The sequence below is a fragment of the Prevotella lacticifex genome (genome assembly GCF_019973375.1).
Classification (GTDB): Bacteria; Bacteroidota; Bacteroidia; order Bacteroidales; family Bacteroidaceae; genus Prevotella; species Prevotella lacticifex.
The window spans coordinates 782,279-805,258 of sequence record NZ_BPTV01000001.1; the positions used below are offsets into that span (position 1 = coordinate 782,279).

The 22,980-nt window shown below is 52.7% G+C and carries 20 protein-coding genes; 13 read left to right on the forward strand and 7 right to left on the reverse strand.

The features are described from left to right. The first annotated feature begins 44 nt into the window (after positions 1–44). The 8 genes from folP to LDN30_RS02840 all read left to right on the forward strand — a co-directional run bounded on the left by folP (position 45) and on the right by LDN30_RS02840 (position 8,797). Entirely contained in the window at positions 45–914 is an 870-nt protein-coding gene (folP, locus tag LDN30_RS02810; RefSeq protein ID WP_223928678.1) for a dihydropteroate synthase, read from the forward strand. 3 nt (positions 915–917) lie between these two features. Next, positions 918–1,691 carry a diadenylate cyclase CdaA gene (gene cdaA / locus LDN30_RS02815; protein WP_223928679.1) on the forward strand — a complete coding sequence of 258 codons (774 nt, stop codon included), beginning with the start codon at positions 918–920 and terminating at the stop codon, positions 1,689–1,691. A gap of 511 nt (positions 1,692–2,202) precedes the next feature. Beyond that, positions 2,203–2,538 (forward strand): sulfite exporter TauE/SafE family protein, encoded by a 336-nt coding sequence (locus LDN30_RS16370; RefSeq protein WP_262901940.1) that lies wholly within the window; start codon positions 2,203–2,205, stop codon positions 2,536–2,538. Continuing rightward, complete coding sequence (locus tag LDN30_RS16375; protein ID WP_262902399.1) at positions 2,522–2,911, forward strand: TSUP family transporter; 390 nt, start codon at positions 2,522–2,524, stop codon at positions 2,909–2,911. Before LDN30_RS16370 ends, LDN30_RS16375 begins: the two co-directional genes overlap by 17 nt. A gap of 126 nt (positions 2,912–3,037) precedes the next feature. Then, positions 3,038–4,084 carry a phosphate acetyltransferase gene (gene pta, locus LDN30_RS02825; protein ID WP_223925214.1) on the forward strand — a complete coding sequence of 349 codons (1,047 nt, stop codon included), beginning with the start codon at positions 3,038–3,040 and terminating at the stop codon, positions 4,082–4,084. A gap of 111 nt (positions 4,085–4,195) precedes the next feature. Beyond that, positions 4,196–5,404, forward strand: a complete 1,209-nt coding sequence (locus LDN30_RS02830; protein ID WP_223925216.1) for an acetate/propionate family kinase — start codon at positions 4,196–4,198, stop codon at positions 5,402–5,404. Between the two features lie 195 nt (positions 5,405–5,599). Continuing rightward, complete coding sequence (locus LDN30_RS02835) at positions 5,600–6,655, forward strand: sugar kinase (protein ID WP_223928680.1); 1,056 nt, start codon at positions 5,600–5,602, stop codon at positions 6,653–6,655. 9 nt (positions 6,656–6,664) lie between these two features. Further along, positions 6,665–8,797, forward strand: a complete 2,133-nt coding sequence (locus LDN30_RS02840) for a S8 family serine peptidase (RefSeq protein ID WP_223928681.1) — start codon at positions 6,665–6,667, stop codon at positions 8,795–8,797. 617 nt (positions 8,798–9,414) lie between these two features. On the opposite strand, the gene LDN30_RS02845 is transcribed toward LDN30_RS02840, so the two are convergent. The 5 genes from LDN30_RS02845 to efp form a co-directional block, all read right to left on the reverse strand. Next, complete coding sequence (locus LDN30_RS02845; RefSeq protein WP_223928682.1) at positions 9,415–10,194, reverse strand: UDP-2,3-diacylglucosamine diphosphatase; 780 nt, start codon at positions 10,192–10,194, stop codon at positions 9,415–9,417. Between the two features lie 41 nt (positions 10,195–10,235). Next, the gene (locus LDN30_RS02850) at positions 10,236–10,556 is read right to left on the reverse strand and encodes a metal-sulfur cluster assembly factor (protein ID WP_223925223.1); all 321 of its coding nucleotides are present in this window, start codon (positions 10,554–10,556) and stop codon (positions 10,236–10,238) included. A gap of 69 nt (positions 10,557–10,625) precedes the next feature. Next, positions 10,626–11,303, reverse strand: a complete 678-nt coding sequence (gene radC / locus LDN30_RS02855; protein ID WP_223925225.1) for a RadC family protein — start codon at positions 11,301–11,303, stop codon at positions 10,626–10,628. Between the two features lie 136 nt (positions 11,304–11,439). Then, a complete protein-coding gene (locus LDN30_RS02860) occupies positions 11,440–12,501 on the reverse strand; it encodes a glycosyltransferase family 2 protein (protein ID WP_223929422.1) in 1,062 nt (353 codons plus the stop codon). Positions 12,502–12,638: 137 nt separating this feature from the next. Beyond that, positions 12,639–13,208, reverse strand: a complete 570-nt coding sequence (gene efp, locus LDN30_RS02865; RefSeq protein WP_223925229.1) for an elongation factor P — start codon at positions 13,206–13,208, stop codon at positions 12,639–12,641. 208 nt (positions 13,209–13,416) lie between these two features. Here efp and rpmH point away from each other — a divergent pair, with 208 nt between their 5' ends. The 5 genes from rpmH (at position 13,417) to LDN30_RS02890 (ending at position 18,220) form a co-directional block, all read left to right on the forward strand. After that, positions 13,417–13,572 (forward strand): 50S ribosomal protein L34, encoded by a 156-nt coding sequence (rpmH, locus tag LDN30_RS02870; RefSeq protein ID WP_004354441.1) that lies wholly within the window; start codon positions 13,417–13,419, stop codon positions 13,570–13,572. Between the two features lie 479 nt (positions 13,573–14,051). Beyond that, entirely contained in the window at positions 14,052–14,813 is a 762-nt protein-coding gene (locus LDN30_RS02875) for a PASTA domain-containing protein (protein WP_223928683.1), read from the forward strand. A gap of 34 nt (positions 14,814–14,847) precedes the next feature. Next, entirely contained in the window at positions 14,848–15,927 is a 1,080-nt protein-coding gene (locus LDN30_RS02880; RefSeq protein ID WP_223929423.1) for an RluA family pseudouridine synthase, read from the forward strand. Positions 15,928–15,983: 56 nt separating this feature from the next. Continuing rightward, complete coding sequence (locus LDN30_RS02885; RefSeq protein ID WP_223925233.1) at positions 15,984–16,982, forward strand: D-alanine--D-alanine ligase; 999 nt, start codon at positions 15,984–15,986, stop codon at positions 16,980–16,982. A 26-nt stretch (positions 16,983–17,008) separates the two neighbouring features. Next, positions 17,009–18,220: a 1-acyl-sn-glycerol-3-phosphate acyltransferase gene (locus LDN30_RS02890; protein ID WP_223928684.1), complete on the forward strand. Its 1,212-nt coding sequence runs from the start codon at positions 17,009–17,011 to the stop codon at positions 18,218–18,220. Between the two features lie 1,271 nt (positions 18,221–19,491). Here LDN30_RS02890 and LDN30_RS02895 read toward each other — a convergent pair. Further along, positions 19,492–20,703: an aspartyl protease gene (locus tag LDN30_RS02895; protein ID WP_223928685.1), complete on the reverse strand. Its 1,212-nt coding sequence runs from the start codon at positions 20,701–20,703 to the stop codon at positions 19,492–19,494. 2 nt (positions 20,704–20,705) lie between these two features. Further along, positions 20,706–22,907 carry a helix-turn-helix domain-containing protein gene (locus tag LDN30_RS02900; protein ID WP_223928686.1) on the reverse strand — a complete coding sequence of 734 codons (2,202 nt, stop codon included), beginning with the start codon at positions 22,905–22,907 and terminating at the stop codon, positions 20,706–20,708. Between the last annotated feature and the right edge of the window lie 73 nt (positions 22,908–22,980).

Consider the following 22,980-nt stretch of genomic DNA (forward strand, 5'->3'; position numbering starts at 1 on the left):
TTAATTCCGTCGGTAAGTCGGTTTTTTGTGGTAACTTTGCAATTATGAATACAGAAGAGTCGTACACTATAAATGTTCATGGGCGGTTGCTGTCGCTTGCGACACCCGTCGTGATGGGTATATTGAACTGCACTCCCGACAGCTTTTTTGCCGGCAGCAGGAAACAGACAGAGGCTGAGATTGCCGACCGTGCGAACCAGATTATCAGTGAGGGCGGTGGCATAATTGATGTCGGCGCATTCTCGACACGTCCTGGTGCTCAGGAGGTTAGCGAGGAGGAAGAGATGCGGCGGCTGAGGTTCGCCTTGCCGATAGTGCGCCGTGAGCAGCCCGACGCGGTGGTCTCGGTCGACACTTATCGTCCGGATGTGGCTAAGATGGTTGTTGAGGAGTATGGTGCCGACATCATCAACGACGTGTCGGAAGGTGGTATCACGGGTATCGTCGACAAGCCGTTGGAGGAAAAATACGACGTCTTAGGCGACGAGAAGTTCAAGAATTACCCCGCCATTTTCCGCATGATGGGACAGCTGAAGGTGCCCTATATACTCATGTCGGTGCAGGGCAATCTCCACGATATGGTCATGGGGTTCAGTCGGGAGGTGCAGCAGCTCTGCGACCTCGGTGTCAAGGACATCATCCTCGACCCCGGTTACGGATTCGGCAAGACGATGCAGGCTAACTTCGACATCCTCCGCGAACAGCAGAAGCTGACCGTCTTCGGACTCCCCATCCTTGCCGGATTGTCGCGTAAGCGCCTGATATGGAAGACCCTCGGCACCAGTGCTGATGAGGCTCTCAACGGAACAACGGTCGTGGACACACTGGCATTGATTAACGGAGCTTCTATTCTTCGTGTCCATGATGTCAGGGAGGCTGTAGAAGTGGTAAAGTTAGTAAACTGTTATAAATAGAAGATGTTTTTCGAGTTTGGCATAAAGGATATCATTGACATCGTGTCGGTGGCACTGATGTTATTCTATATATACCGTCTGATGCGCGAGAGCCGGTCGCTCAACGTCTTCTACGGCATCCTCGTTTTCGTGCTTGTGTGGCTTTTCGTCAGTCAGGTGCTCGAGATGAAACTTCTCGGCAGTATCCTCGACAAGCTCGTCTCGGTGGGTGTCATCGGCCTTATCGTCCTCTTTCAGGAGGAAATCCGCCATTTCCTTTATAACCTCGGAGCCCATCAGAAGGCCAAGAACCTCATCCGCTGGTTCCGCGGGTCGACGGAGCAGGAGGCCGACAAGGAATCGATAATGCCGATAGTCATGGCTTGCATGAATATGGCGCGTGGCAAGGTGGGCGCCCTTATCGTCATAGAGCGGTCGACGCCCCTCGACGATATCGTCGATACCGGCGACGTCATTGACGCGAAAATCAACCAGCGGCTGATAGAGAATATCTTCTTCAAGAACTCACCGCTCCACGACGGTGCCATGGTAATATCGAACAAGCGCATCCGTGCCGCGGGATGTATCCTCCCCGTGAGCCATAAAACCGACATACCGAAGGAGTTGGGTCTGCGTCACCGCGCAGCCATGGGAATATCGCAGGACAGTGATGCCGTGGCCATCGTCGTCAGTGAGGAGACCGGTCGCATCAGCGTCGCCGTGAAAGGCGAATTTCAGCTGCGCCTCTCGGCAGAGCAGTTGGAGAGTATCCTCACCCGCGAGATGTCGATGGTGTAACTGTCTGGATATCATTGCTGTTCCTCAGTACGTACATGCCTATATATAAGATAGGTGTACAGGTGAACCACCTCGTTGAGAGTGCGCTGTCAACCGGTGCTGAAAAGCAGTTAGGGCGATGCGCGTAGGCCCCGACTGAAGTCTACCCTCCTTTCTATACCCCTTTCTACCCTGCTGAAATTTGGATTCGGGAAAAATATTTTGTAACTTTGCAACGAAATAGCAATAAGGCCTAAACCAACATGGCTGTGATCGGATTTTTGGTCGCTGTTTGGCTCTCTTGGTTGTCAGCATGTACCTATTATTATACATGCGAATAGGGCGAATGTTCTCATATTATACATTTTTGTTCTCGATTTCAAAGGTGTAGGCCGGTTTCGACGGGAATATGATGATTCCGATACAATACAATTTCTGTTCAGAATCGGATTGATATTTAATACGAACAATTGCTGTTTTATGCAGTGATGTAGTATTTTTGTATAAGATTTAGATAATTCAAATAATGGAAATGTACTTTATTCTGACCCTTGTCGGTCTCGTTGCCGGAACGCTTTCCGGCTCGGTGGGCTTCGGCGGCGGTATGATTCTGCTGCCGGTCATAACATATTTCTATGGTGTCGAGATTGCCGTACCCGTGTCGACGATAGCCCAGATGATGAGCAACCTGTCGCGGGCGGCGATGGGCTGGCGGCAGATTCACTGGCGGCAGGTGGCTTGGTTCCTCGTGCCGGCACTGCCCCTGACAGCCCTCGGTGCCTTCGGGTTCTCCGTTGTCGACAAGACCATCATGACGCGTGTGCTGTGTGTGTCTGATAGTGTTCTCGGTGATGAAGGTCAGGGGTAAGATTCATCTTCCGGCAGGCCGTAAGACGATGCTCGTCGGTGGCGGGCTGACGGGATTTATCAATGGTCTGTTGGGCATTTCAGGGCCCTTGAGCAGTGCCGTTTTCCTCACCCTCGGACTCTCGCCGGTAGCATATATCGTCAGCGAAGCCACCGCGGCGGCCGCCATGCACATCGTAAAGGCGGTGACCTATGGTAAGTTCGACCTTATGAACATGCACATCTTCCTCAACGGATTCTTCATCGGCTGCGCCATGATGTTAGGCAATTTCATCGCCCTTCGCCTCGTCAGCCATGTCAACAAGAAACCTTATCAGCGCGTCGTGGCCTGTGTGATGATAGCTGTTTCGCTATGGCTGTTCGTCACTGTGTAGCCGTTACGTAAACGATGTCTTTCTATTTAAGAAATATTATCCGTTTAATGATAGTATTGTGGATTAATTTTGCTAATTTTGCAAACTGGAAATAACAAATCAACAATATAACATTTAAGACTTAACATGGATTTATTACAGCAAATTGTAGCGCGTGCTAAGGCTGACAAGCAGCGCATCGTGCTCCCTGAGGCAGAAGAGGAGCGCACTCTGAAGGCAGCCGACAAGGTTTTAGGTGATGACCTCGCAAACCTCATCCTCATCGGCAACCCCGACAATATCCACAAGCTCGCTGAACAGTGGGGACTGAAGAACATCGACAAGGCTACTATTGTCGACCCGCTGAACAATCCAAAGACTGAGGAGTATGCTGAGCTCCTCGCTGAGCTGCGTAAGAAAAAGGGAATGACTGTCGATCAGGCCCGTGAGCTCGTAACTAAGAACAACCTTTATCTTGGATGCATGATTATCAAGACTGGCGATGCTGACGGACAGATTTCAGGTGCCCTCTCGACAACCGGCGACACCCTCCGTCCAGCCCTGCAGATTATCAAGTGCGCTCCGGGCATTACCTGTGTCAGCGGTGCTATGCTCCTCATTACCAATCAGAAACAGTTTGGTGAGGACGGCGTTGTTGTCCTCGGTGATGTGGCAGTTACTCCTAATCCTACTGCTGACCAGCTCGCTCAGATTGCTTACACCACAGCCCAGACAGCCCACAGCGTGGCAGGTTTTGCTGAGCCGCGTGTGGCAATGATGAGCTTCTCGACCAAGGGCTCTGCCAAGGATGCCAAGGACAAGGCTACCGGCAAGAGCGTTTACATCATCGACAAGGTCGTTGACGCTACAAAACTGGCTAAGGAGAAGTATCCTGACCTGAAGGTCGACGGTGAGCTCCAGGCCGATGCAGCCCTCGTTCCGGCTGTTGCCGAGAAGAAAGCTCCAGGCAGCGACATCGCCGGACATGCCAACGTGCTCATCGCTCCGAACCTCGAGGTGGGAAACATCGGCTACAAGCTCGTGCAGCGCTTGGGCGGTGCAGTGGCCATCGGTCCTATCCTGCAGGGTATAGCACGTCCTGTCAACGACCTCAGCCGCGGCTGCTCTGTCGACGATATCTACTATATGGTGGCTATCACCGAGTGCCAGGCTCAGGACGCCAAGAAGGCTTAAAAGCATGATGAGCCGTCGGTCGCTGAATCGTTCTTGCATGAGACGAAAACATCGCGGCCGCCAGCTCAATGTGGTAAATAACGATTTGCAAACAGATATACACAAAACGAAATGAAAATTCTGGTTCTGAACTGCGGTAGTAGTTCCATCAAATACAAGTTGTACAACATGGACGACGAGAGCGTCCTGGCCCAAGGCGGTGTTGAGCGTATCGGTATCGACAATGCGTTCATCAGCGTGAAACTCCCCGATGGCTCAAAGAAGAAGATTATGCGCGACCTGCCAACTCATAAGGAGGGCGTGCAGCTCGTCTTCGAGTGCCTTACCGACCCTGAGATCGGTGCCATCAAACGCCTCGACGAGATTGATGCTGTAGGCCACCGCATAGTGCAGGGCGGCGACATCTTCAACAAGAGCTGCATCGTTACGCCTGAGGTGGAGAAGGGAATCGAAAGCCTTATCGACCTCGCACCTGTCCACAACAAGGGCCATTTAGCTGGTATCCGCGCCGTCGATAACCTGTTGCCCGACAAGCCTCAGGTGACAGTATTCGATAATGCGTTCCACAGCACCATGCCCGACTACGCTTATCTCTATGCTGTACCTTATGAGTTGTACACCAAGTACCACGTGCGCCGCTACGGTTTCCACGGAACGAGCCATCGCTATGTCTCTCACCGTGTGGCCGAACTGGAGGGTAAGGACATCAAGGACCTGAAGATTATCACTTGCCATATTGGTAACGGCGCCTCGTTAGCTGCCATCAAGGACGGCAAGGTCGTCGACACGTCAATGGGACTCACTCCTCTGGCCGGTGTCATGATGGGCTCACGCTCTGGAGATATCGACCCGTCGGCTGTCACATACATCATGGAGAAACTCCACATGCAGCCGCAGGAGATGGCCGACTACCTCAACAAGCAGAGCGGTGTGCTCGGTATCTCCGGCGTATCATCGGATATGCGCGACGTGGAGCAGGCTGCCAAGGACGGCAACAAGATGGCAAGACTGGCCGAGACAATGTACAACTACCGCATCAAGAAGTACATCGGCTCTTACGCTGCCGTGCTCAACGGTGTCGATGTCATCGTCTTCACAGCCGGTGTCGGTGAGAATCAGGCAAGCATGCGTGAGGGCGCTACCGACGGTCTCGACTACTTAGGAGTGAAACTCGACAAGGAACTCAACAAGACAGTGCACGGAACAGAGACCAAGATCTCGGCTCCCGACTCGAAGGTTGACGTATGGGTCGTTCCTACCGATGAGGAAATCGTCATCGCCCGCGATACAAAGGAACTCGTTGAGGGACTGAAAAAGTAACCGAAGGTAACGCAATACACCTTTCGGACGAAAAAGACGAGGCACACTTGGGGTACAGACTCTGTTCCACGGGTGTGCCTTTCTTCTTAACAATTTGCTGTTTCGGACCAATATTTATAACGATTTTCAATCTTTTCCTTTGCTGTCTCGCTCATTTACGTTATCTTTGCCAATACAAAACAAACTATTACTAAGATGAATGATAAAATTGTAACGTTCGGAGAAATCATGCTCCGCTTCTCGCGCCCAAACCGCTACCGCCTCTGTCAGGGACACGCCTACAGAGAGAATTACGGTGGTTCGGAGGCTAATGTGTCTGTGTCTTTAGCTACGCTCGGCGACAATGTGGAATATATTACGCGTGTTCCCGACAATCCCGTCGGCCGCAACGCCTGCCTGCGCCTTAACGAATATAATGTCAGTACCGACCATGTCGTAAGGGGAGGAAAACGCCTTGGCACCTACTATTTTGAGGAAGCGGCGGCCATGCGCAACTCCAGTGTCGTCTACGACCGTTCCGACTCGGCTTTCTACTCCATCGAACCGCAGATGGTCGACTGGGAAAACATCCTCGACGGAGCCGGAATCTTCCACACCTCCGGCATCTCGACGGGTGTCAGCAACAGTGCTTTCTGGACTACTTATGCCGGCATCCACGCCGCAAGACGCAAGCATGTGCTCGTCAGTTTCGACATCAACTACCGGAAAAATCTGTGGAACTACGGTGTGCGCGCCGAGGATGTGCTGCCCGACCTCTGCCAGTTGGCCGACATAATCTTTGGCGACCAGGGCGAATACGAGAAGATATCGGGTATGCCCCGGATACCTTTCAAGGCCACAGATGAGAATTACGAGATTGACCTCAAGGCCTTTGAGAACTATTTCCGCAAGCTGGCCGTGATGTATCCTCACTGTAAGAAGTTCGTCATGGCGGCCCGCAACCAGATTAGCTCTAACCACCACACGCTTACGGGATTCATCTATGCCGACGGCAAACTATACCATACACGCATCTATGACATCAATCCGGTCATCGACCCGATGGGTGTCGGCGACGCGTTTATCGCCGCTTACCTCCATGCCTACACCCATTGGGGCGACGACAACCAGCACTGTCTCGAGTTCTCGTTGGCCGCCTCGGCTATGAAGAACAACGTCGTGGGTGACTTCAACCTTGTCACTGAGGAGGAAATCAACCGCCTGATGATGGGCGACAACGAGGACTTCAAAGTGTACGCCGAACTTCAATAACATTCCGATATGAGATATCCGCATCGCCTCCTGCTCCTCCTGCTCCTCCTGTTGCTGCCCTTGGCGGTCCCGGCCCAGCGTCCCGACTACAACAAGATGTCGCCGTTGGTGCGGGAGGCATGCCGGGATGCACTCGAGATACCTCCGGTGCGTCATGCCGCTGGAGGCGGAGGACCCGTGCTGACGGCCTTCGTCAAACTTGCGGATGCCGACACCCACGTGCTCGACAGCCACGGCTGCCGCATTCTCTGCCGCTATGGTAGCCTCTGCGTTGCCTGCATTCCGCTCACCGCCATAGCCCCGTTGTCGCTCGATGACAGGGTAGTGAGGATTGAGGCAGGACGGCGGGCCACAGCGTTGATGGACACTACGGCTGTCGTCGTCAACGCTCTGCCGGTCAGCGAGGGCCTCGGACTGCCTCAGGGATATACCGGACGGGGAGTCGTCGTCGGCGTTGAGGATATCGGCTTCGACCTCACCCATCCCACGTTCTGGTCGCCGGACATGTCGGAATACCGTATAAAAGCGATGTGGGACCAGCTCTCCGACGATACCTTAGACTCCTCTCTGCCCGTCGGCCGCGACTATAAAGGTGAGGCTGAACTGCTCAGGGTGCAGCATCCGCGCGACGGTCTTGCGCAGACTCACGGCACCCACATCGCCGGAATAGCTGCCGGAAGTGGTGCTGAGGGTGGGGGAGTGGTGTCGCCATACCGTGGTATCGCCTACGATGCTGACATCTGTATGGTGTGTAATGCCACCTCCGACGATGCCGGTCTCATTGACAAGAAGGATTATTATAAATACACCTATGCCACCGATGCATTGGGCTTTAAGTACATCTTCGACTATGCCGACAGCGTGGGCAAGCCTTGCGTCATCAATTTCAGCGAGGGTTCGGGAATGGATTTCCGGGGCGACGACCAACTGTACTATGAGATGCTCGACTCGATAACCGGACCGGGACATATCATCGTGGCCTCGGCGGGAAACAGCGGAGGAAAAATCACACGCGTCCACAAGAACCCATCGGAACCTTCGAAAGTCGTGGTGTGCTATCCCGGAAGCGATTATTCCTACGTGACAACACGCTCACGGTCCGGCTTCGTATTTTCGGCGATGCTCTCACGCAATGGCGATACGGCGCGCGTCGACATTCCTTTAGCGGCGATTTTGGCCTCAAAGGACTCCACCTACACCGATTCCATTGTCTCGGCTGATGCGGTAAACACCATTGTGGCTACCGCTTACAGGTCGTGTTTCGACCCATCGGACATCATCTGCGACTGGCGTATAAACCGCGACACATCACTCTCTCCTGCCGATGGAGGCCGTCGACTGACATTGCAGTTGACCGGCGACACCGATGTCGAGATGTTCCCGGTCGTAGGAGCGTTCCTGCATACCGATGGCAGTGGTCCTGACGAGGGCGAGAACTTCTGCTCCGTGAACTCGCCGGGGAGTGCGCCGAGCGTTATTTGCGTCGGTATGACGGGCTACCGGAATCACATTACCAATTACCTCGGACAGGTTATATACCCCGGTCCGAGCGATAAGACTGACGGACTGCGTCATCCGGCATCGTCGGTGGGACCGACCTTCGATGGCCGCATGAAGCCCGATGTCATGGCACCGGGGCAGAATGTCATCTCGTCGTACAGCAGTTTCTATGAGGAGAACAACCCGACGGCCACCGACTGTGCCGTCTACGATGTGCGCCGCTTTACGTATAACGGACGCACATACGCCTGGAACTCGAACAGCGGAACATCGATGGCCTCGCCGGTAGTGGCGGGAGTCATCGCCCTGTGGCTCCAGGCTGATCCTACGCTGTCGCCCGACGACTGCCGTGATATCATTGCCGCAACAAGCAACCGCACGGACAGTACACTGCAATATCCCAACAACTACTACGGCTATGGTCAGATAGATGCTGAGGCGGGTATGCACAAGGTTCTCGAACGCCTCGCTGCCGGTATCCACGACATCAATGCTGCTGCCGATGCCGGGACATCTTCCACTTCAACACAGGCTGACGACCGCCACGGAATCTATTCCATTGACGGGAGGCTCGTGGGCACCGATATTTCGTCATTGCCCAAAGGATTGTATATCGTCGACGGAAGGAAAGTCGTGAAGTGAACCACAACCAAATCTGAAATATTTTTACAGCATTCCCGTATGTGCCATTTTGACTTGCGAAACGGTCTGTTTCATCTCCTGAATCGGTAAGTTTCGCAATGCAATATGACCTGCTTCGTAAATCATTGATAATCAGACGGTAATACAGATAGCTCTGGAATGTCTTATGCTTGAAATAGTTTTACATTCTAATCTCTATGCCATTACTTGATTCAACATATTGAAAGATGGTCGTTAATGGGCATGAGGCTAATTGAAGATAGAGCTGAGCGGAGAAAGAGCAGGATCGTAGACAAATGAAAAAGGGAACCTTATCTCACGACAAAGTTCCTTGGTTGACTAAACTTAATCTACAAACCTGAGTTTTAATAATTCTGAGATGAAATAACTTCTACCTTTATGAGGCAGACTACCAAATGTGTTTTAATGCATCTTAACCTAAATACTATCTTTAAACCTGTTCTGTCCTATTCTTGTTCTTTTCTGATGCAAAGGTACTATGTTTTACCATCCCTGGCAAATTCTTTCAACGAACAGGCTGTTTTAATCAGTAAATCGGAGGAGATTGCAATTTTTTCGTTCGTTTTTGTTCTCTTCTCGTGTTTTTGAGTCGTCGGTTACGGTTTGCTCTCACCTTCGACATACTCCTCGAGAAACATGTGCTCACCATCGAAAACCGCGTATGTGAACTGCCATATCCAATCGCCGAGTATCAGCATTCTGGCTGTATGGCCTTCGGTGCGCGGCAGGCTGAGGTCGAGTTCTATATGGCGGTGACCATAGATGTAGTAGTCGATGTTCGGGTGAGTATTCATATACTCTTTCGTGTAGCGCACGAGATATTCCTTATCCTCGCCCTGGTAGGGGGCCTCCTTGCCGTCGGCACGCTTCAACCGGCTGTGCTTGGCCCAGTTGAGGCCGAGCTTCATGCCCCACCATGGGTGCACAAAGTTGAGCATTTTCTGACAGATGCGACTGTGGAACAGTGCCCGCAGCACTTTGAAAGAGCGGCTGGGATCGCCTAATCCGTCGCCGTGGGCAAGGTAGAACACCTTGTCGTAAATCTCTGTCGTGATGGGCTTGTGGTGTACGATGAGCCCGCATTCCTCCTCAAGGTAGCCGTAGGTCCAGATGTCGTGGTTGCCGGTGAAGAAGTGAACCTCGATGCCCATGTCGGTGAGCTCCGACAACTTGCCCAAGAAACGGGTGAACCCTTTGGGCACAACATACCGGTACTCGTCCCAGAAGTCGAACATATCGCCGAGAAGATAGATGGCGGCGGCCTTGTCCTTTATGGAGTCGAGAAACCGCACCAGCCGTCTCTCCTGGGTCCGCCGGTGCTCGATGGCTAACGAACCCAAGTGCGCGTCGCTGAGAAAATATACGTTCCTGCCCATTGGTTATCAGTTTCTTTGCCGACAGACGGACTGCCGGACTACTACTCGAATCCTAACTCCACTTTCGCCTCGTCCGACATCATACTCTGGTCCCATGCCGGTTCGAAGACGAGATTGACGTTGGCGCTCTTCACTCCCTTCACGCTCTCCACCTTCGTGCGGACGTCCTCAAGGATGAAGTCGGCCGCAGGACAGCTCGGAGCAGTGAACGTCATGTCCATATCGACGGTGCCGTCGTCGTTGACCTCAATCTTGTAAATCATGCCAAGGTCGTAGATATTCACCGGAATCTCCGGGTCGTAAACGGTCTTCAACACGTCGACGATGCGCTCCGCTATCTGAGTTTTTTCTTCTTGCGTCATTAATGTTTCCTCTTTTGACCGCAAATATACATTATTTTTTTCATCCGGCCAAGTGCGTGGGGAATTATTTTATAGTCGTCCTTTCTCGCGGTAGCTGTAGTAGGCACCGTCACAGACGATTACGTGGTCGAGAAAATATATGCGCATGATGTCGCATGCTTTCCTTATCCGCTCGGTGAGCTTGTCGTCAAGACGGCTCGGGGTGTTGTTTCCGCTCGGATGGTTGTGGCATAGGGCCATGACCGTGGCATTGACCATCAGTGCTTCTTTCATTATCACCCGCACGTCGACGGCCGTTTCGGTTATGCCGCCATGACTGATGCGTACGGCCTTGATGAGTTTGAAGTTCTGGTTCATGAGCAGAATCCACGCTTCCTCAACGTCAAGGTCCTGCATCCGCGGATGCATATAGTTGTAGACGGCGGTTGCCGAGCCTAAGTCCTGGCGCTTCTCGGCAGCCTCGGCGGACCGCCGCTTGCCAAGTTCGCAGGCCGCAAGGATGGTGATGGCCTTTGCGGGACCCATGCCGTGGTACTGCTCCAGGTCGTGGATGGACATCTTTCCTAACGTGTTGAGGTTGTTGTTGCAGTCGCGCAGCACATCTTTCATAAGGTCGACGGCACTCTGTCGCGTCGATCCGGAGCCGATGAGGATTGCAAGCAGTTCGGCGTTGCTAAGCGCCTGGGCTCCGAGACGCTCCAGTTTCTCGCGCGGTCTGTCGTCGATGGACCATTCGTTGATGTTCATTGTCGTCTGATTCTACTTTGTTAGTATATTGATTCCGCCAGAGATAGACCGTAAACCGATGATTTTCAAGGTCGTATCGCCGTCGGCTGCTGTCGCGTACGGTTCCCGGTGAGTCGTCGGCCGAGGCTCCCGTCGGTTACTTATAGAAGTTCTTCTTGTAGGCTTCGAACTCTCCCTTACCGCATACGCACCGCTTCCACCATGCCGAGAGGAATCCGCAGCCGTAGCCCATGAGCTGGGTGAAGGCCGCACGGACGCTGAGCAATCCGATGTGCAGGCTGTGATTCTTTATGGTCGAGTCAATGCAGATGATGAGGCTGTAGAGAAGTAGCGGAGCAAGTCCAATTATGCAAAGAATCAGTCCTGTCGTGTTTAGTTCGCCATCAGGTATCAGCGTTCCGAAGATGTCAAGATAGCCCAGACCTAGAATGAAGACAAGAAGCAATGCAATTACTCCTATAGTAAAGACCATAGGCAGGAGGTGGACAACCTTCAGGCTCTCAGGGTATTTCTTGTAGAGGTTTATGCGGGCTATGCCACTGTTGTACACCTGCCTCCAGAACTTCCGGAAGTCGGTGCGCCGCTTGTGGTAAACCCATGCGCCGGGGAAAAGTCGGCATCGGCAGCCGGCTTTGAAGATACGGATGGAGAAGTCGATGTCCTCGCCGAAACGCATCTTCGAGAATCCGCCCAACTGCTTGTATACCTCCCGCCGTATGCCCATGTTGAAAGAGCGGGGGTAGAACTTGTCGAGCTTCTTCTTTCCGCCCCGTATTCCACCAGTGGTGAAGAAACTCGTCATCGAGTAGGAGATGGCTTTCTGTGTAGGGGTGAATGAGGAATGGGCCTTGTCGGGACCTCCGAAGGCATCGGCGGGCTCGGCATCGAGCTCCTGGGTGATGGCGGCGAGATAGCCTTCGGGCACTACTACATCGGAGTCGAGAATAAGCAGATAGTCGCCTACGGCGCGCTCGGCACCATAGTTGCGGCTCTGTCCGGGACCGCTGTTCTCCTTATTATAATAGTGGATGTTGAGTTTCGTGGCATATTTGTCGCACACCGACTTACACGGAACCGACGAGCCGTCTTCGACTATCAGCACTTCGAAGTCGGTCTCCGTCTGTCGTGTGAGGCTGTCGAGGAGCTCATCGACTTCGTCGGGGCGGTTATAGACTGGTACAATGATGGAATATTTCATAGACAAAGGTGCAGTGGTAGGCCGTCGTCCGGCCATAATACAATAAAAAAAAGGTAAAGAGGTAAGACATCGTTGTGGCTTATCGTCACGGCCTTTACCTGTTTACCTTTCTTTGTTCCGGAAGAATCAGTATCCTCTTACTTCTCGTTGACGCGGCCTACATAGCTGCCGTCAGAAGTCTTGACGGTGATAGTCTCGCCCTCGTTGATGAACAGCGGAACGCGGACCTCAGCGCCGGTCTCCAGTGTTGCAGGCTTGGTGGCGTTGGTAGCAGTGTTGCCCTTTACGCCCGGCTCGCTGTGAGTGACCTTCAGGTTCGTCTTGTCGGGCATCTCGGCTGAGAGGATGTCGCCGGTCTGAGTATCGGTCTGAACGTCAACGACATCGCCTTCTTTCATGAATTCGCCGCCGGTGATCATGTCGCGGGCGATAGGAATCTGCTCGAAAGTCTCCTGATTCATGAAGATGCAGCCTGTAGCGTCCTCGTAGAGATACTGATAAGGACGATGCTCCACACGCACGTCGTCGAGCTTGAAGCCAACCTGGAATGTGCGGTCGAGTACGCGACCGTCAGCAACGTTCTTCAGTTTGGTGTTCATAACGGTGTTACCCTTGCCCGGCTTGCGGTGCTGGAAGTCGATGCACTTCCAGATGCCACCGTCCATGCGGATGCATGTTCCAATCTTGATTTCCTGTGAGTTAATCATAATGTGATAGTATATATTATTTGTTCTATTCTCTATTTGCGGGTGCAAAGGTACACTATTTTTGGAAAAAAACCTAAATATTCCGACTAAAAATCACTTATTCTTTGGTTATTTCCAAAAGTTTATGTAATTTTGCAGCCCGTAACGGCAGATGAAGGTGTGTCGTTGCATGTAAATAGCACAATAACAATAAAATAGAAATAAAACAATGAAGAGAACATTTCAGCCACACAACCGCCGTCGCGTCAACAAGCACGGCTTCCGTGAGAGAATGGCAACAAAGGACGGCCGCCGCGTGTTAGCTGCGCGTCGCGCTAAGGGTCGCAAGAAGTTGACAGTTTCTGACGAACATCACGGTAAGTAAATTCATGCTCCATTGGGGGCGTTGATTTTATTTGAAAACGGAAAGGTGCAGGGCGTGGCCTTGTCTCTTTCCGTTTTCGGTTTTTATCTCTTTCCGCTTTTCCGCTTTTCCGCTAACACATTAGCTCTCTTTCTCCCATCGGCTTAGATTTCCTTCCGATTGCATGCAGGGCTATCCGGTAGAACTTCTACCCCTCTTTCTATACCCCTGAAATTTGGATTAGGGAGAAATATTTTGTAACTTTGCACTGAAATAACAATCAAGTCGAACCGATATCTTCCGTTTAGCGTTTCTACAAGAGGCCAGCACCTTTCATTCCTGTATCGGTTGTGGCCCTCCGTAGACAGCCTGACGGGTGGCTCTGAGGAGGCATAACGGTGCTGCTGACAGCAGAAGAGGGTCCGGAAAAGCAGAAAAATAGGTTTTTTCTTTGTCATTCCGCTCATTTGCAGTACCTTTGAACCGCAAATCTATATAAGATGGGAAACAAAGTCAGTAAAATATTCAGCACATACCTGTGGGGCAATATCTATGCGATGTTTTTAGTGCTGGCGCTCCTTTGCGTCGGCCTGAAGTACGGCATAGACCTATACACCCATCATGGCGAGTCGATTGTCGTTCCCAATTTCGTACATAAGCAGTACGATGACGCTTGCGATATGGCCGACAAGGTGGGGCTGACCATTGAGGTCAGCGACACGGGATATGTCAAGGAACTGCCCCCCGACTGCATTCTCGAGCAGTCGCCGGTACCGGGAAAGAGAATTAAGTCGACGCATGTCGTATACGTTACCATCAATGCCGCTACGGCACCGTCGCTCGTCCTCCCCGACCTTATCGACAACAGCTCCTACCGCGAGGCCCAGGCTAAACTCCTGTCAATGGGATTCAAGGTTGGTGACCCTGTCTATCGTCCCGGAGAACGCGACTGGGTTTACGGCATTCTCGTCAACGGCAAACCGGTACATACCGGCGACCGCATACCGCGCGACGCTATCCTCGTCATTCAGGTTGGCGACGGAACGCGCAATTATGCCGACACCACGCTCATCGACCAGGATGAGTTCGACGGCGTTGACGTGCCGGAGGATGACAAGTCGGCCAACGACGAGGACGATTACGAGTATGAATATAAGTGGGAGGTAGTGCCCGAGGACCAGGACGTGCCCGATGCTATCGAGGAACGGCCCCTCGATGAGGCTACCGAACCCGAGGAACAAGGTGGAGAAAAAAGTGAATAGACAGGATTTGGACATAGAAAATATCGACGAGACGATGCTCGACGGCACTGCCGACGCAGGCACTATCGCTGCCGACGACGATACCATCGACGACGAGGAGCAGCAGCTCTACGAGCACTTCCGGCTCGTCGTCGACAAGGGTCAGGAGCCGGAGCGCATCGACAAGTATCTCTTCGTGCGCATGCAGCACTCCAGCCGCAACCGCATCCAGAAGGCTGCCGATGCCGGATTCATACATGTCAACGACCGGCCGGTGAAGAGCAGCTATAAGGTGCGGCCCAATGATGTCATCACTCTCATGCTCGACCGTCCGCGCCACGATAACTCTATCACCGCTGAGGACATACCCCTCGACATCGTCTATGAGGACGACAGTCTGATGGTCGTCAACAAACCGGCGGGACTCGTAGTTCATCCCGGTGCGGGAAACTTCCACGGTACGCTCATCAACGCCGTGGCGTGGCACCTGCGGAACATGAAATCGTTCGACCCTAACGACCCGGAGGTGGGACTCGTCCACCGCATTGACAAGGACACCAGTGGTCTGCTTGTCGTGGCAAAGACACCACGGGCGAAGACCGGACTCGGCCTTCAGTTCTTCAACAAGACCACCCACCGCAGTTATAACGCCCTCGTGTGGGGAAATTTCACTGAGGATGAGGGCCGCATCGAGGGCAATATAGCCCGCGATCCCCACGACAGGCTGCGCATGAAGGTGTTCGCTCCCAACTCGGGAATCGGTAAGACGGCGGTGACTCACTACAAGGTGCTCGAGCGCTTCGGATATGTCACCCTCGTGGAATGCATCCTCGAGACAGGACGGACACATCAGATACGTGCCCACATGAAGCACATAGGCCATCCGCTCTTCGGCGACGAGCGCTACGGGGGTACCGAGATTCTGCGCGGACAGCGTAGCAGCAGTTATAAGGCTTTCGTACAGAACTGCTTCAATATCTGCCCGCGGCAGGCCCTCCACGCTAAAACCCTCGGCTTCGTCCATCCCGTGACGGGCAAGCAGATGGACTTCACGAGCGACCTCCCCGACGATATGAGCATGCTCATCGACAAGTGGCGAAACTTCGTCAACGGCTCGGCGGCAAAGCTCGTATGACGGATTAAAGAATAGAAAACATAAGAACAGCTAATTATAAACAGTAGTTTTGAATTATGAAAAATTTAAAGAGAACAATTGCCATCGTCTGTGGCGGCGACTCTTCCGAACACGATGTGTCGCTGCGCTCAGCTCAGGGACTTTACTCCTTCTTCGATAAGGAGAAGTACGACATCTACATCGTCGACATCAAGGGACAGGACTGGCACGTCGATTTCCAGGACGGCACGACGGCACCTATCGACCGTAACGACTTCTCCTTCATTAATAAGGAGGGTAAGGTCGTGATGTTCGACTATGCATATATCACTATCCACGGACAGCCAGGCGAGAACGGCCCTATTCAGGGATACTTCGACCTCATCCATCTGCCTTACTCAACGAGTGGTGTGCTCATCGAAGCAATGACTTTCGACAAGTATGTTCTCAACAACTATCTCCGTGGCTTCGGCATCAATGTCGCCGACAGTATTCTTCTGCGCCGTGGCGAGAAGTACGACGAGAAGGAGATTGAGAAGCGCCTTGGTATGCCCGTATTCGTCAAACCAGCCGCCGACGGCAGCAGCTTCGGTGTCAGTAAGGTGAAGAACACCGACCAGCTCGCTCCCGCCCTGCGCGTAGCGTTCATGGAGGGCTCCGAGGTTATGATTGAGTCGTATCTTGAGGGAACCGAGATATCGCAGGGAATATACAAGACTAAGGATAAGACCGTGGTCCTGCCGGCTACGGAGGTCGTCACGAAAGATGAGTTCTTCGACTACGATGCCAAGTACAACGGCAACGTAACCGAGATTACCCCGGCACGTCTCGCACCCGAAACGGCAAAGACAGTGGCTGAGACCACAAGCCGCATTTATGATATCCTCCACGCCAACGGCATCATCCGCATCGACTATATCATAACGAAGGATGCTGAAGGTAAGGACAAGGTGAACATGCTCGAGATAAACACCACACCTGGAATGACGGCTACAAGCTTCATTCCGCAGCAGGTGAAGGCTGCCGGACTCGACATCAAGGATGTCCTCAGCGACGTCGTGGAGAACCAGTTCTAATTTACATTTATTATATAATAATGTCTATGGTTGCTGATAACGAGAAAATCCATGCCGGGACCGCTATCCCGACAGGACACAGTGATGGGAAGGATGAGTTCAGTTCCATCCGCCCCTTTGAGGACAGTGAGATTCCTCAAGTCGTCGACCGTCTGCTTGCCGACAAGCAGTTCTTGCAGATTCTGCCCGCCGTATTCCCCGGAACGCCCGTCGAGGCTATCCGCCAAAAAGCGCGGGGCTGTAAGACCCTTCTCGACTTTCAGCTCGCCTTCGTCTACTCGCTCGTCAAGGGCATCATGGCGAAGGCCAGCAAGGGCTTCGATATGGACGCAAAAGCTCTCGACACTAAGGCCAACTACACCTTTGTCAGCAACCACCGCGACATCGTGCTCGACTCGGCACTCCTCGATGTGCTACTCGTCGATAATAAGTTCACGACAACGTGCGAGATTGCCATTGGTGACAATCTCCTCAAGTATCCGTGGATAAAGGATGTCGTCCGATTGAACAAGAGCTTCATCGTCGAGCGCGACCTGCCCATGCGCCAACTACTCCTCGCCAGCAAACGGCTTTCAGATTATATGCACTATGCCATCAGTCAGAAGCACGACAACATCTGGATAGCACAGCGAGAGGGTAGGGCGAAGGACTCCAACGACCGAACTCAGAAGAGCATCCTGCAGATGATGGCCATGGGAGGCGAGGGCTCTGTCGTTGACAGACTGAAAGCTCTGCATATCGTTCCCCTGGCTATATCGTACGAGTATGACCCCTGCGACTTCCTGAAAGCCAAGGAGATGCAGCAGCGGCGCGACAATCCCGACTTCCACAAGGGACCGATGGACGACGTAACAAGCATGCGCACAGGCATCTTCGGCTATAAGGGCTCGGTGCATTATCACTGTGCGCCGTGCATCGATGGCTATCTCGACACACTTGATCCGAAAACATCAAAAGGCGTTCTATTCGAGACGGTGGCAAAGCATATAGATTCGGAGATTCACAAGAACTACCGGCTCTATCCCAACAACTTCATAGCTCTCGACGAACTCCTTGGCGCCGACCATACCGGCAGCTACACCGATGAGGACAAGGCTGCCTTCGACTCTTATCTCGGTGCACAACTCGGGAAGATTGATCTGCCAAACAAGGATGAGGCTTTCCTCCGCAACCGCATGCTTACGATGTACGCCAATCCGGCAATAAACTGTCTGGCTGCTAACGGCATCACGGCTTAACTTGCGCGGCGTAGGGCATCATTTCGCTTCTTCGCCACTTGATATTGGCAGAGGATGGGGATAAACCTCATTCCTATTGGTGATAGGTGTTGCACCTCGCCACTTATTCAGCGGATGTGGGCAACACCTTTATTATCAATACATTGTCAATGTGGTTCACATCATGCAAAGAGTGTAACAATTATCTCGGAGCCAGCTTGTTTTCGGAGTCTTTCTTGCGATTGCAAGCCTGACGAACGAGGGCTTTTCTTCCCGTATCGGCTTGCCGAAGCTTGCTTCGGAAAATGAAAGATCCGTGCACTGCCGAAGAACAATGTCTCTGCCGTCAGTGAACATATCTTCAACGGCCCACGAATATATCTTAAATGGCTCACGAAGGTATCTTCAATGGCACACGAAAGTATCTTCAGCGGAATAAGGAGATTATATATCGGGTCATAAGTAAGTACGAAGGTAGGGAAAAGGCTTATTCTCTTCTGAAGAAAAACGAATAAAACCCCTTGCGCTTACAATGGGCTGTGCCCATTGTTCCTTCCCCGTGTCTCAGGCTTGCAATCGCAAGTAAATCCGGCAATCCACTGATATTAAGGTGCTTACAGCACTCAACCGCAATAGGGGTGGGGTTTATCCCCACCCTCGCAGCTACGGGGTATTTACTTTAAATCTCGTCCGTCGCTGCGGGGTATCTACCTTAATTCTTGCCTGCAGTTGGTAGGACGGGGATAAACCCCGCCCCTACGGCGGATGCGTGCAATACATTGGTTATCAATGGATTGACAATATAATACCTATGCAGAGACGGCCTTTGTGACCGTTCGCAATCTTCGGACATGAACGATGGTCGTTTGCAGAGGCGGCTCTCGAGGCCGTCCGCTCGGTCGACAGACCGAATCTCTGTCGCGTTAGTCTTTTTTGAAGGTTTTCCTTTGTGTCGGCGCCAAGATCCGACGGAGGAGGATCTGCCATTTGGGGCTTGAGGGCGGTGAGAGGCCCAGCCTCTCACAAGCTCTCAAACCCCAAATGGCAAAGGGCGAAAGCCCTTGGCGCTGACAACAGGGTTTTATTGGTTTTGGTCTTAATTTATGATTGTCTAATCAACCGTTCTTTGTTCAAGGGGTGGAAGAACACTGCCAATGCGTCACCCCAAATCATCATAGATAAACCATAATGTGCTGATAATCAGAATAGAAATTTATGTTTATTGAAAAGTGATGAGGTCGGGAATATCAATCGCATAATTATCACATTCTTTTGGATAGCGTTGTCTGTGGTCAGCGGGTCGCCTGGATGTCTATCTCCTTGTCGAAGCCACGCAGGTCGCGGAGGATGAACTTGTGAGTCTTGCCGTCTTGCAACCGGCGAAGGGTGAGGTCGGCCAGACCGCTCACCGGTATGCCGTCGACGGAGATGACCACATCGCCCTCGCGGAATCCGTATTTATAGTAGTCGCTTGTATGGCGCAACGATGCCACGATGGTGTGGCCGTTGTCCTCCATATAGCTTATGTCATCGACATGATTGTTCACTTCCGCACTGTTACCGCCACCATAAGGGCTGAAAATTATCTGCTTTTTTCTCGGGTTGATGACGAATGTTCCGTAGTTCAGAATCGACGCCCCAATCTTCGAGTCGCCCTGGGTGGTGAAGGAGTGGACATCGCGGAAGGTAAATTTGCCCCAGCTTAGGGTTGGGAATTTCAGATAGAAGATGAGGTCGCGCTTCTCGGCACCATAGCTGCCTAAGGCGTTCTGACCGTAGGCTGTCTCCTCGACAAGACTCGGCACGCGCGGGTCTTTCTTCCGCTCACTGTCGAAGTGGGCCTTGTTGACGACGAAGAGGTCGGTGCTGCCCATGTCGAAGAGCACGGGCTCCTTGTAGTCGAGCCACGTATTGATACTGAGGTATGGGGTCCACCGCTTGAGCTTGTACTTCATGGCGTAGCCCGTGCCGTTGTCGAAGAAGTTCTTTCGGTCGGTGATGACGAGTTGCTTGCGTCTGACATCGATTTTGGCTTGCAGGCCTTTGTTGAAGATGTCGAAACCGATGATACCGTCGTAGATATAGTGACGCCCGTTGCGGCGGAGCAGACTGGCCTTGTATCCCCTCACCGATACACCATCCGCTGACCCTAACCGCAGCTCGGGAAATTCGACGACGGGGATAGTGTCGGTCAGTCCGTTGGCATCACGTGAGTTGATGCCGCCGAGGGGTTGTCCATATCCGGTGTCGGTACCGATGTAGGCCACACCCTGCGATGAGCCCGTGTCGAGATTGAAGAGGTGACGCCTGCCGTTGATGTATACGGGAATGTAAATCTGATTGCCTACGAACTCAATCTGAATTGTATCGACAAAATCTCTCCTCCCGAGGGTAATCTCCTTCGTATTGTAGCGGTGTATGTTGTCGCTCTTCTGGGCTCCGGCGGTGAGGGTCATCGACAGTGCTATTATAATAATAATGTATAGTATTCTGCGTGTCATCATTGTCATGCCTGACTTTTGCTGCCTTTCATCAGCGTTATCACCAGCCGTATCTCCTCGTAGCTGATTTCCGGCGGACAAAGACTCTTGATGGCTTTCGTGCCGTCGTCGGTGCCCGTCTTGGCAATGACTTTCTCTATCATCGTACGGTGGGCCGTCGGAAGAAGAGTCTCCATAGGTATCTCGCCACGGAGGGCATAGAACGCGAGATGGCTGAAGATGGTCTGGGGTTTGAGGTTGCGCTCGGTGGCTATTTCGTTGATGGTCTTGCCCTGCTTGTAGAGGTCGAAGGATGCCCGCTTGGTGTCGGGCTTGGGCTTGTTATCGCCTTTGACGGTCGCCGTGGCGGTGTTCTGACGGCTGCGGGTGGCACTGCCGCGTGACTTTTTCGACGGTTCGTTCTCGCTCATCGCCGAGAGGATGGCTTCTTGCTTCATCTTCAGATAATCCTGGGGCGTGAACCCATTGCGGGCGATGTCGTCGAGCAGGATGCGTTTCGAGAGCCACATGTCGTGTACGTCGCCGTAAGCGTTGTCGAGGCGTTTCTTGGCAACCTTATTGTTAACCTCCAACAGTCCGGTGCGCCGCAAGAGGTCCTCGAAGATATCGGTGAGCTGTCCGGCAAAGTAAGCGGCACTGCGTTTTACGCGGTCGAGGAAGTCGGTGGCGTGCACTTGCTCGGCGGTCATGGTGCCGATCATGGTTGTCCACTTCTCGGCAACAGGCACGATCTTCGTCTGCATGTCGAGGAGGGCGGAGTGGTGGAGGGCGGCGAGGGCTGTCTTGCCGTAGAAAAATTCCTGCATCACACGGTCGAGGCCCGACTCGGCGATTGTCAGTGGACGGAAACTGAACAACTCTACAAGCAGGTGACGGTAGTATTCCTCTTTCAGCTGGGGCAGTCGCTCTATGCTCTTCTGGGCGGCTGCGTCTTGGGCCGCAACGTAGTCGGTCACACGGTCGTCGTTGATAATAGCCGATGCATTGATGGGGGATGCGAGCACCATTCCAGCGAGGGTTTTGCAGCGGCTCAGTGCTACATATACCTGTCCGGAGGCAAACGACATCTGGGCGTCGATGATGGCGTGGTCGAAGGTGAGGCCCTGGCTCTTGTGGATGGTGATAGCCCATGCCAGACGGAGAGGATACTGGACGAAACTGCCAACAACCTCACTCTCAATCTGTTTGCTCTCTTCGTTGAGTTTGTATTTCGTGTTCTCCCAGGTCTCACGCTCTACCTCTATGGCTTTTTCGTCACCGGGACAAAGAACGAGAATCATCTTCTCGTCGACATAGGTCACGCGGCCGATGCGACCGTTGTAGTAACGCCCTTTCGGGTCGTTCTTCAAGAACATCACCTGTGCACCTGTTCTCAGCGTCAGCCGGTAGTCGGTGGGGTAGTCATACTCGGGAAAGTCTTTTTCTATCTGGGCATCGAAGGTGTACATCTTCGTCGTAAGTGCCTGAAGCTCACGTCGGTTATAGTCGTCGGCCTTGCGGTTGTGGGTTGTCAGTCGGATATAGCCGTCGTCGGCGTTAGGGCGGAATGTCGGATTGTAGCGGGAGTCAAGCGCGTTGAGGTCGTCGGTGGTGACATGACCGTCGCGTACATCGTTGAGAATCTTCAGGAAGTCCTCGTCCTGCTGACGGTATACGTGTTTCAGCTCTATGGTGACGTAGTCGACATTCTTCAGGGCGTGCGACCCGAAAAAGTAAGGCGTATCGTAGTATTGTTTCAGAAGGGCCTCCTCGTCTGGACGCGTGACGGGAGTCAACTGGTGGAGGTCACCAATCATTACCAACTGTACGCCGCCGAAAGGCTTGTCGTGTTCGCGGAATCGGCGGAGGACATTATCGACAGCATCGAGAACATCACTTCTCACCATTGATATCTCATCGATGACAAGCATGTCGATGGTGCGCATTATCTTCCTCTTCTCCTTACTATAGCTGAAACGGTTGTCGAAGGTGGTATTGGGAAGATAAGGCGACAGGGGCAGCTGGAAAAACGAGTGGATGGTAACACCCCCGGCATTGATGGCGGCCACACCCGTTGGCGCCACAACTACCATGCGCTTGTGGCTGTGTGCCTTCAGTGCCCGCAGAAATGTGGTCTTACCCGTTCCCGCCTTTCCGGTGAGAAAGATGCTCTTTCCGGTGTGCTCTACAAAATCCCATGCCTGCCGCGTTCCTGAGTCAATGTCCATAATGCTATATATAATGTATTTAGTTGGTATATCACGTGCAAAGGTACTGAAATTCATACTTACTGCCAAATAA

What these genes read in the sequence shown, in the direction of transcription:
- folP (WP_223928678.1), top strand. Translation starts at nt 45, where the DNA reads ATGAATACAGAAGAGTCGTACACTATAAATGTTCATGGGCGGTTGCTG.
- cdaA (WP_223928679.1), top strand. Translation starts at nt 918, where the DNA reads ATGTTTTTCGAGTTTGGCATAAAGGATATCATTGACATCGTGTCGGTG.
- LDN30_RS16370 (WP_262901940.1), top strand. Translation starts at nt 2,203, where the DNA reads ATGTACTTTATTCTGACCCTTGTCGGTCTCGTTGCCGGAACGCTTTCC.
- LDN30_RS16375 (WP_262902399.1), top strand. Translation starts at nt 2,522, where the DNA reads ATGAAGGTCAGGGGTAAGATTCATCTTCCGGCAGGCCGTAAGACGATG.
- pta (WP_223925214.1), top strand. Translation starts at nt 3,038, where the DNA reads ATGGATTTATTACAGCAAATTGTAGCGCGTGCTAAGGCTGACAAGCAG.
- LDN30_RS02830 (WP_223925216.1), top strand. Translation starts at nt 4,196, where the DNA reads ATGAAAATTCTGGTTCTGAACTGCGGTAGTAGTTCCATCAAATACAAG.
- LDN30_RS02835 (WP_223928680.1), top strand. Translation starts at nt 5,600, where the DNA reads ATGAATGATAAAATTGTAACGTTCGGAGAAATCATGCTCCGCTTCTCG.
- LDN30_RS02840 (WP_223928681.1), top strand. Translation starts at nt 6,665, where the DNA reads ATGAGATATCCGCATCGCCTCCTGCTCCTCCTGCTCCTCCTGTTGCTG.
- LDN30_RS02845 (WP_223928682.1), bottom strand. Translation starts at nt 10,194, where the DNA reads ATGGGCAGGAACGTATATTTTCTCAGCGACGCGCACTTGGGTTCGTTA.
- LDN30_RS02850 (WP_223925223.1), bottom strand. Translation starts at nt 10,556, where the DNA reads ATGACGCAAGAAGAAAAAACTCAGATAGCGGAGCGCATCGTCGACGTG.
- radC (WP_223925225.1), bottom strand. Translation starts at nt 11,303, where the DNA reads ATGAACATCAACGAATGGTCCATCGACGACAGACCGCGCGAGAAACTG.
- LDN30_RS02860 (WP_223929422.1), bottom strand. Translation starts at nt 12,501, where the DNA reads ATGAAATATTCCATCATTGTACCAGTCTATAACCGCCCCGACGAAGTC.
- efp (WP_223925229.1), bottom strand. Translation starts at nt 13,208, where the DNA reads ATGATTAACTCACAGGAAATCAAGATTGGAACATGCATCCGCATGGAC.
- rpmH (WP_004354441.1), top strand. Translation starts at nt 13,417, where the DNA reads ATGAAGAGAACATTTCAGCCACACAACCGCCGTCGCGTCAACAAGCAC.
- LDN30_RS02875 (WP_223928683.1), top strand. Translation starts at nt 14,052, where the DNA reads ATGGGAAACAAAGTCAGTAAAATATTCAGCACATACCTGTGGGGCAAT.
- LDN30_RS02880 (WP_223929423.1), top strand. Translation starts at nt 14,848, where the DNA reads ATGCTCGACGGCACTGCCGACGCAGGCACTATCGCTGCCGACGACGAT.
- LDN30_RS02885 (WP_223925233.1), top strand. Translation starts at nt 15,984, where the DNA reads ATGAAAAATTTAAAGAGAACAATTGCCATCGTCTGTGGCGGCGACTCT.
- LDN30_RS02890 (WP_223928684.1), top strand. Translation starts at nt 17,009, where the DNA reads ATGGTTGCTGATAACGAGAAAATCCATGCCGGGACCGCTATCCCGACA.
- LDN30_RS02895 (WP_223928685.1), bottom strand. Translation starts at nt 20,703, where the DNA reads ATGATGACACGCAGAATACTATACATTATTATTATAATAGCACTGTCG.
- LDN30_RS02900 (WP_223928686.1), bottom strand. Translation starts at nt 22,907, where the DNA reads ATGGACATTGACTCAGGAACGCGGCAGGCATGGGATTTTGTAGAGCAC.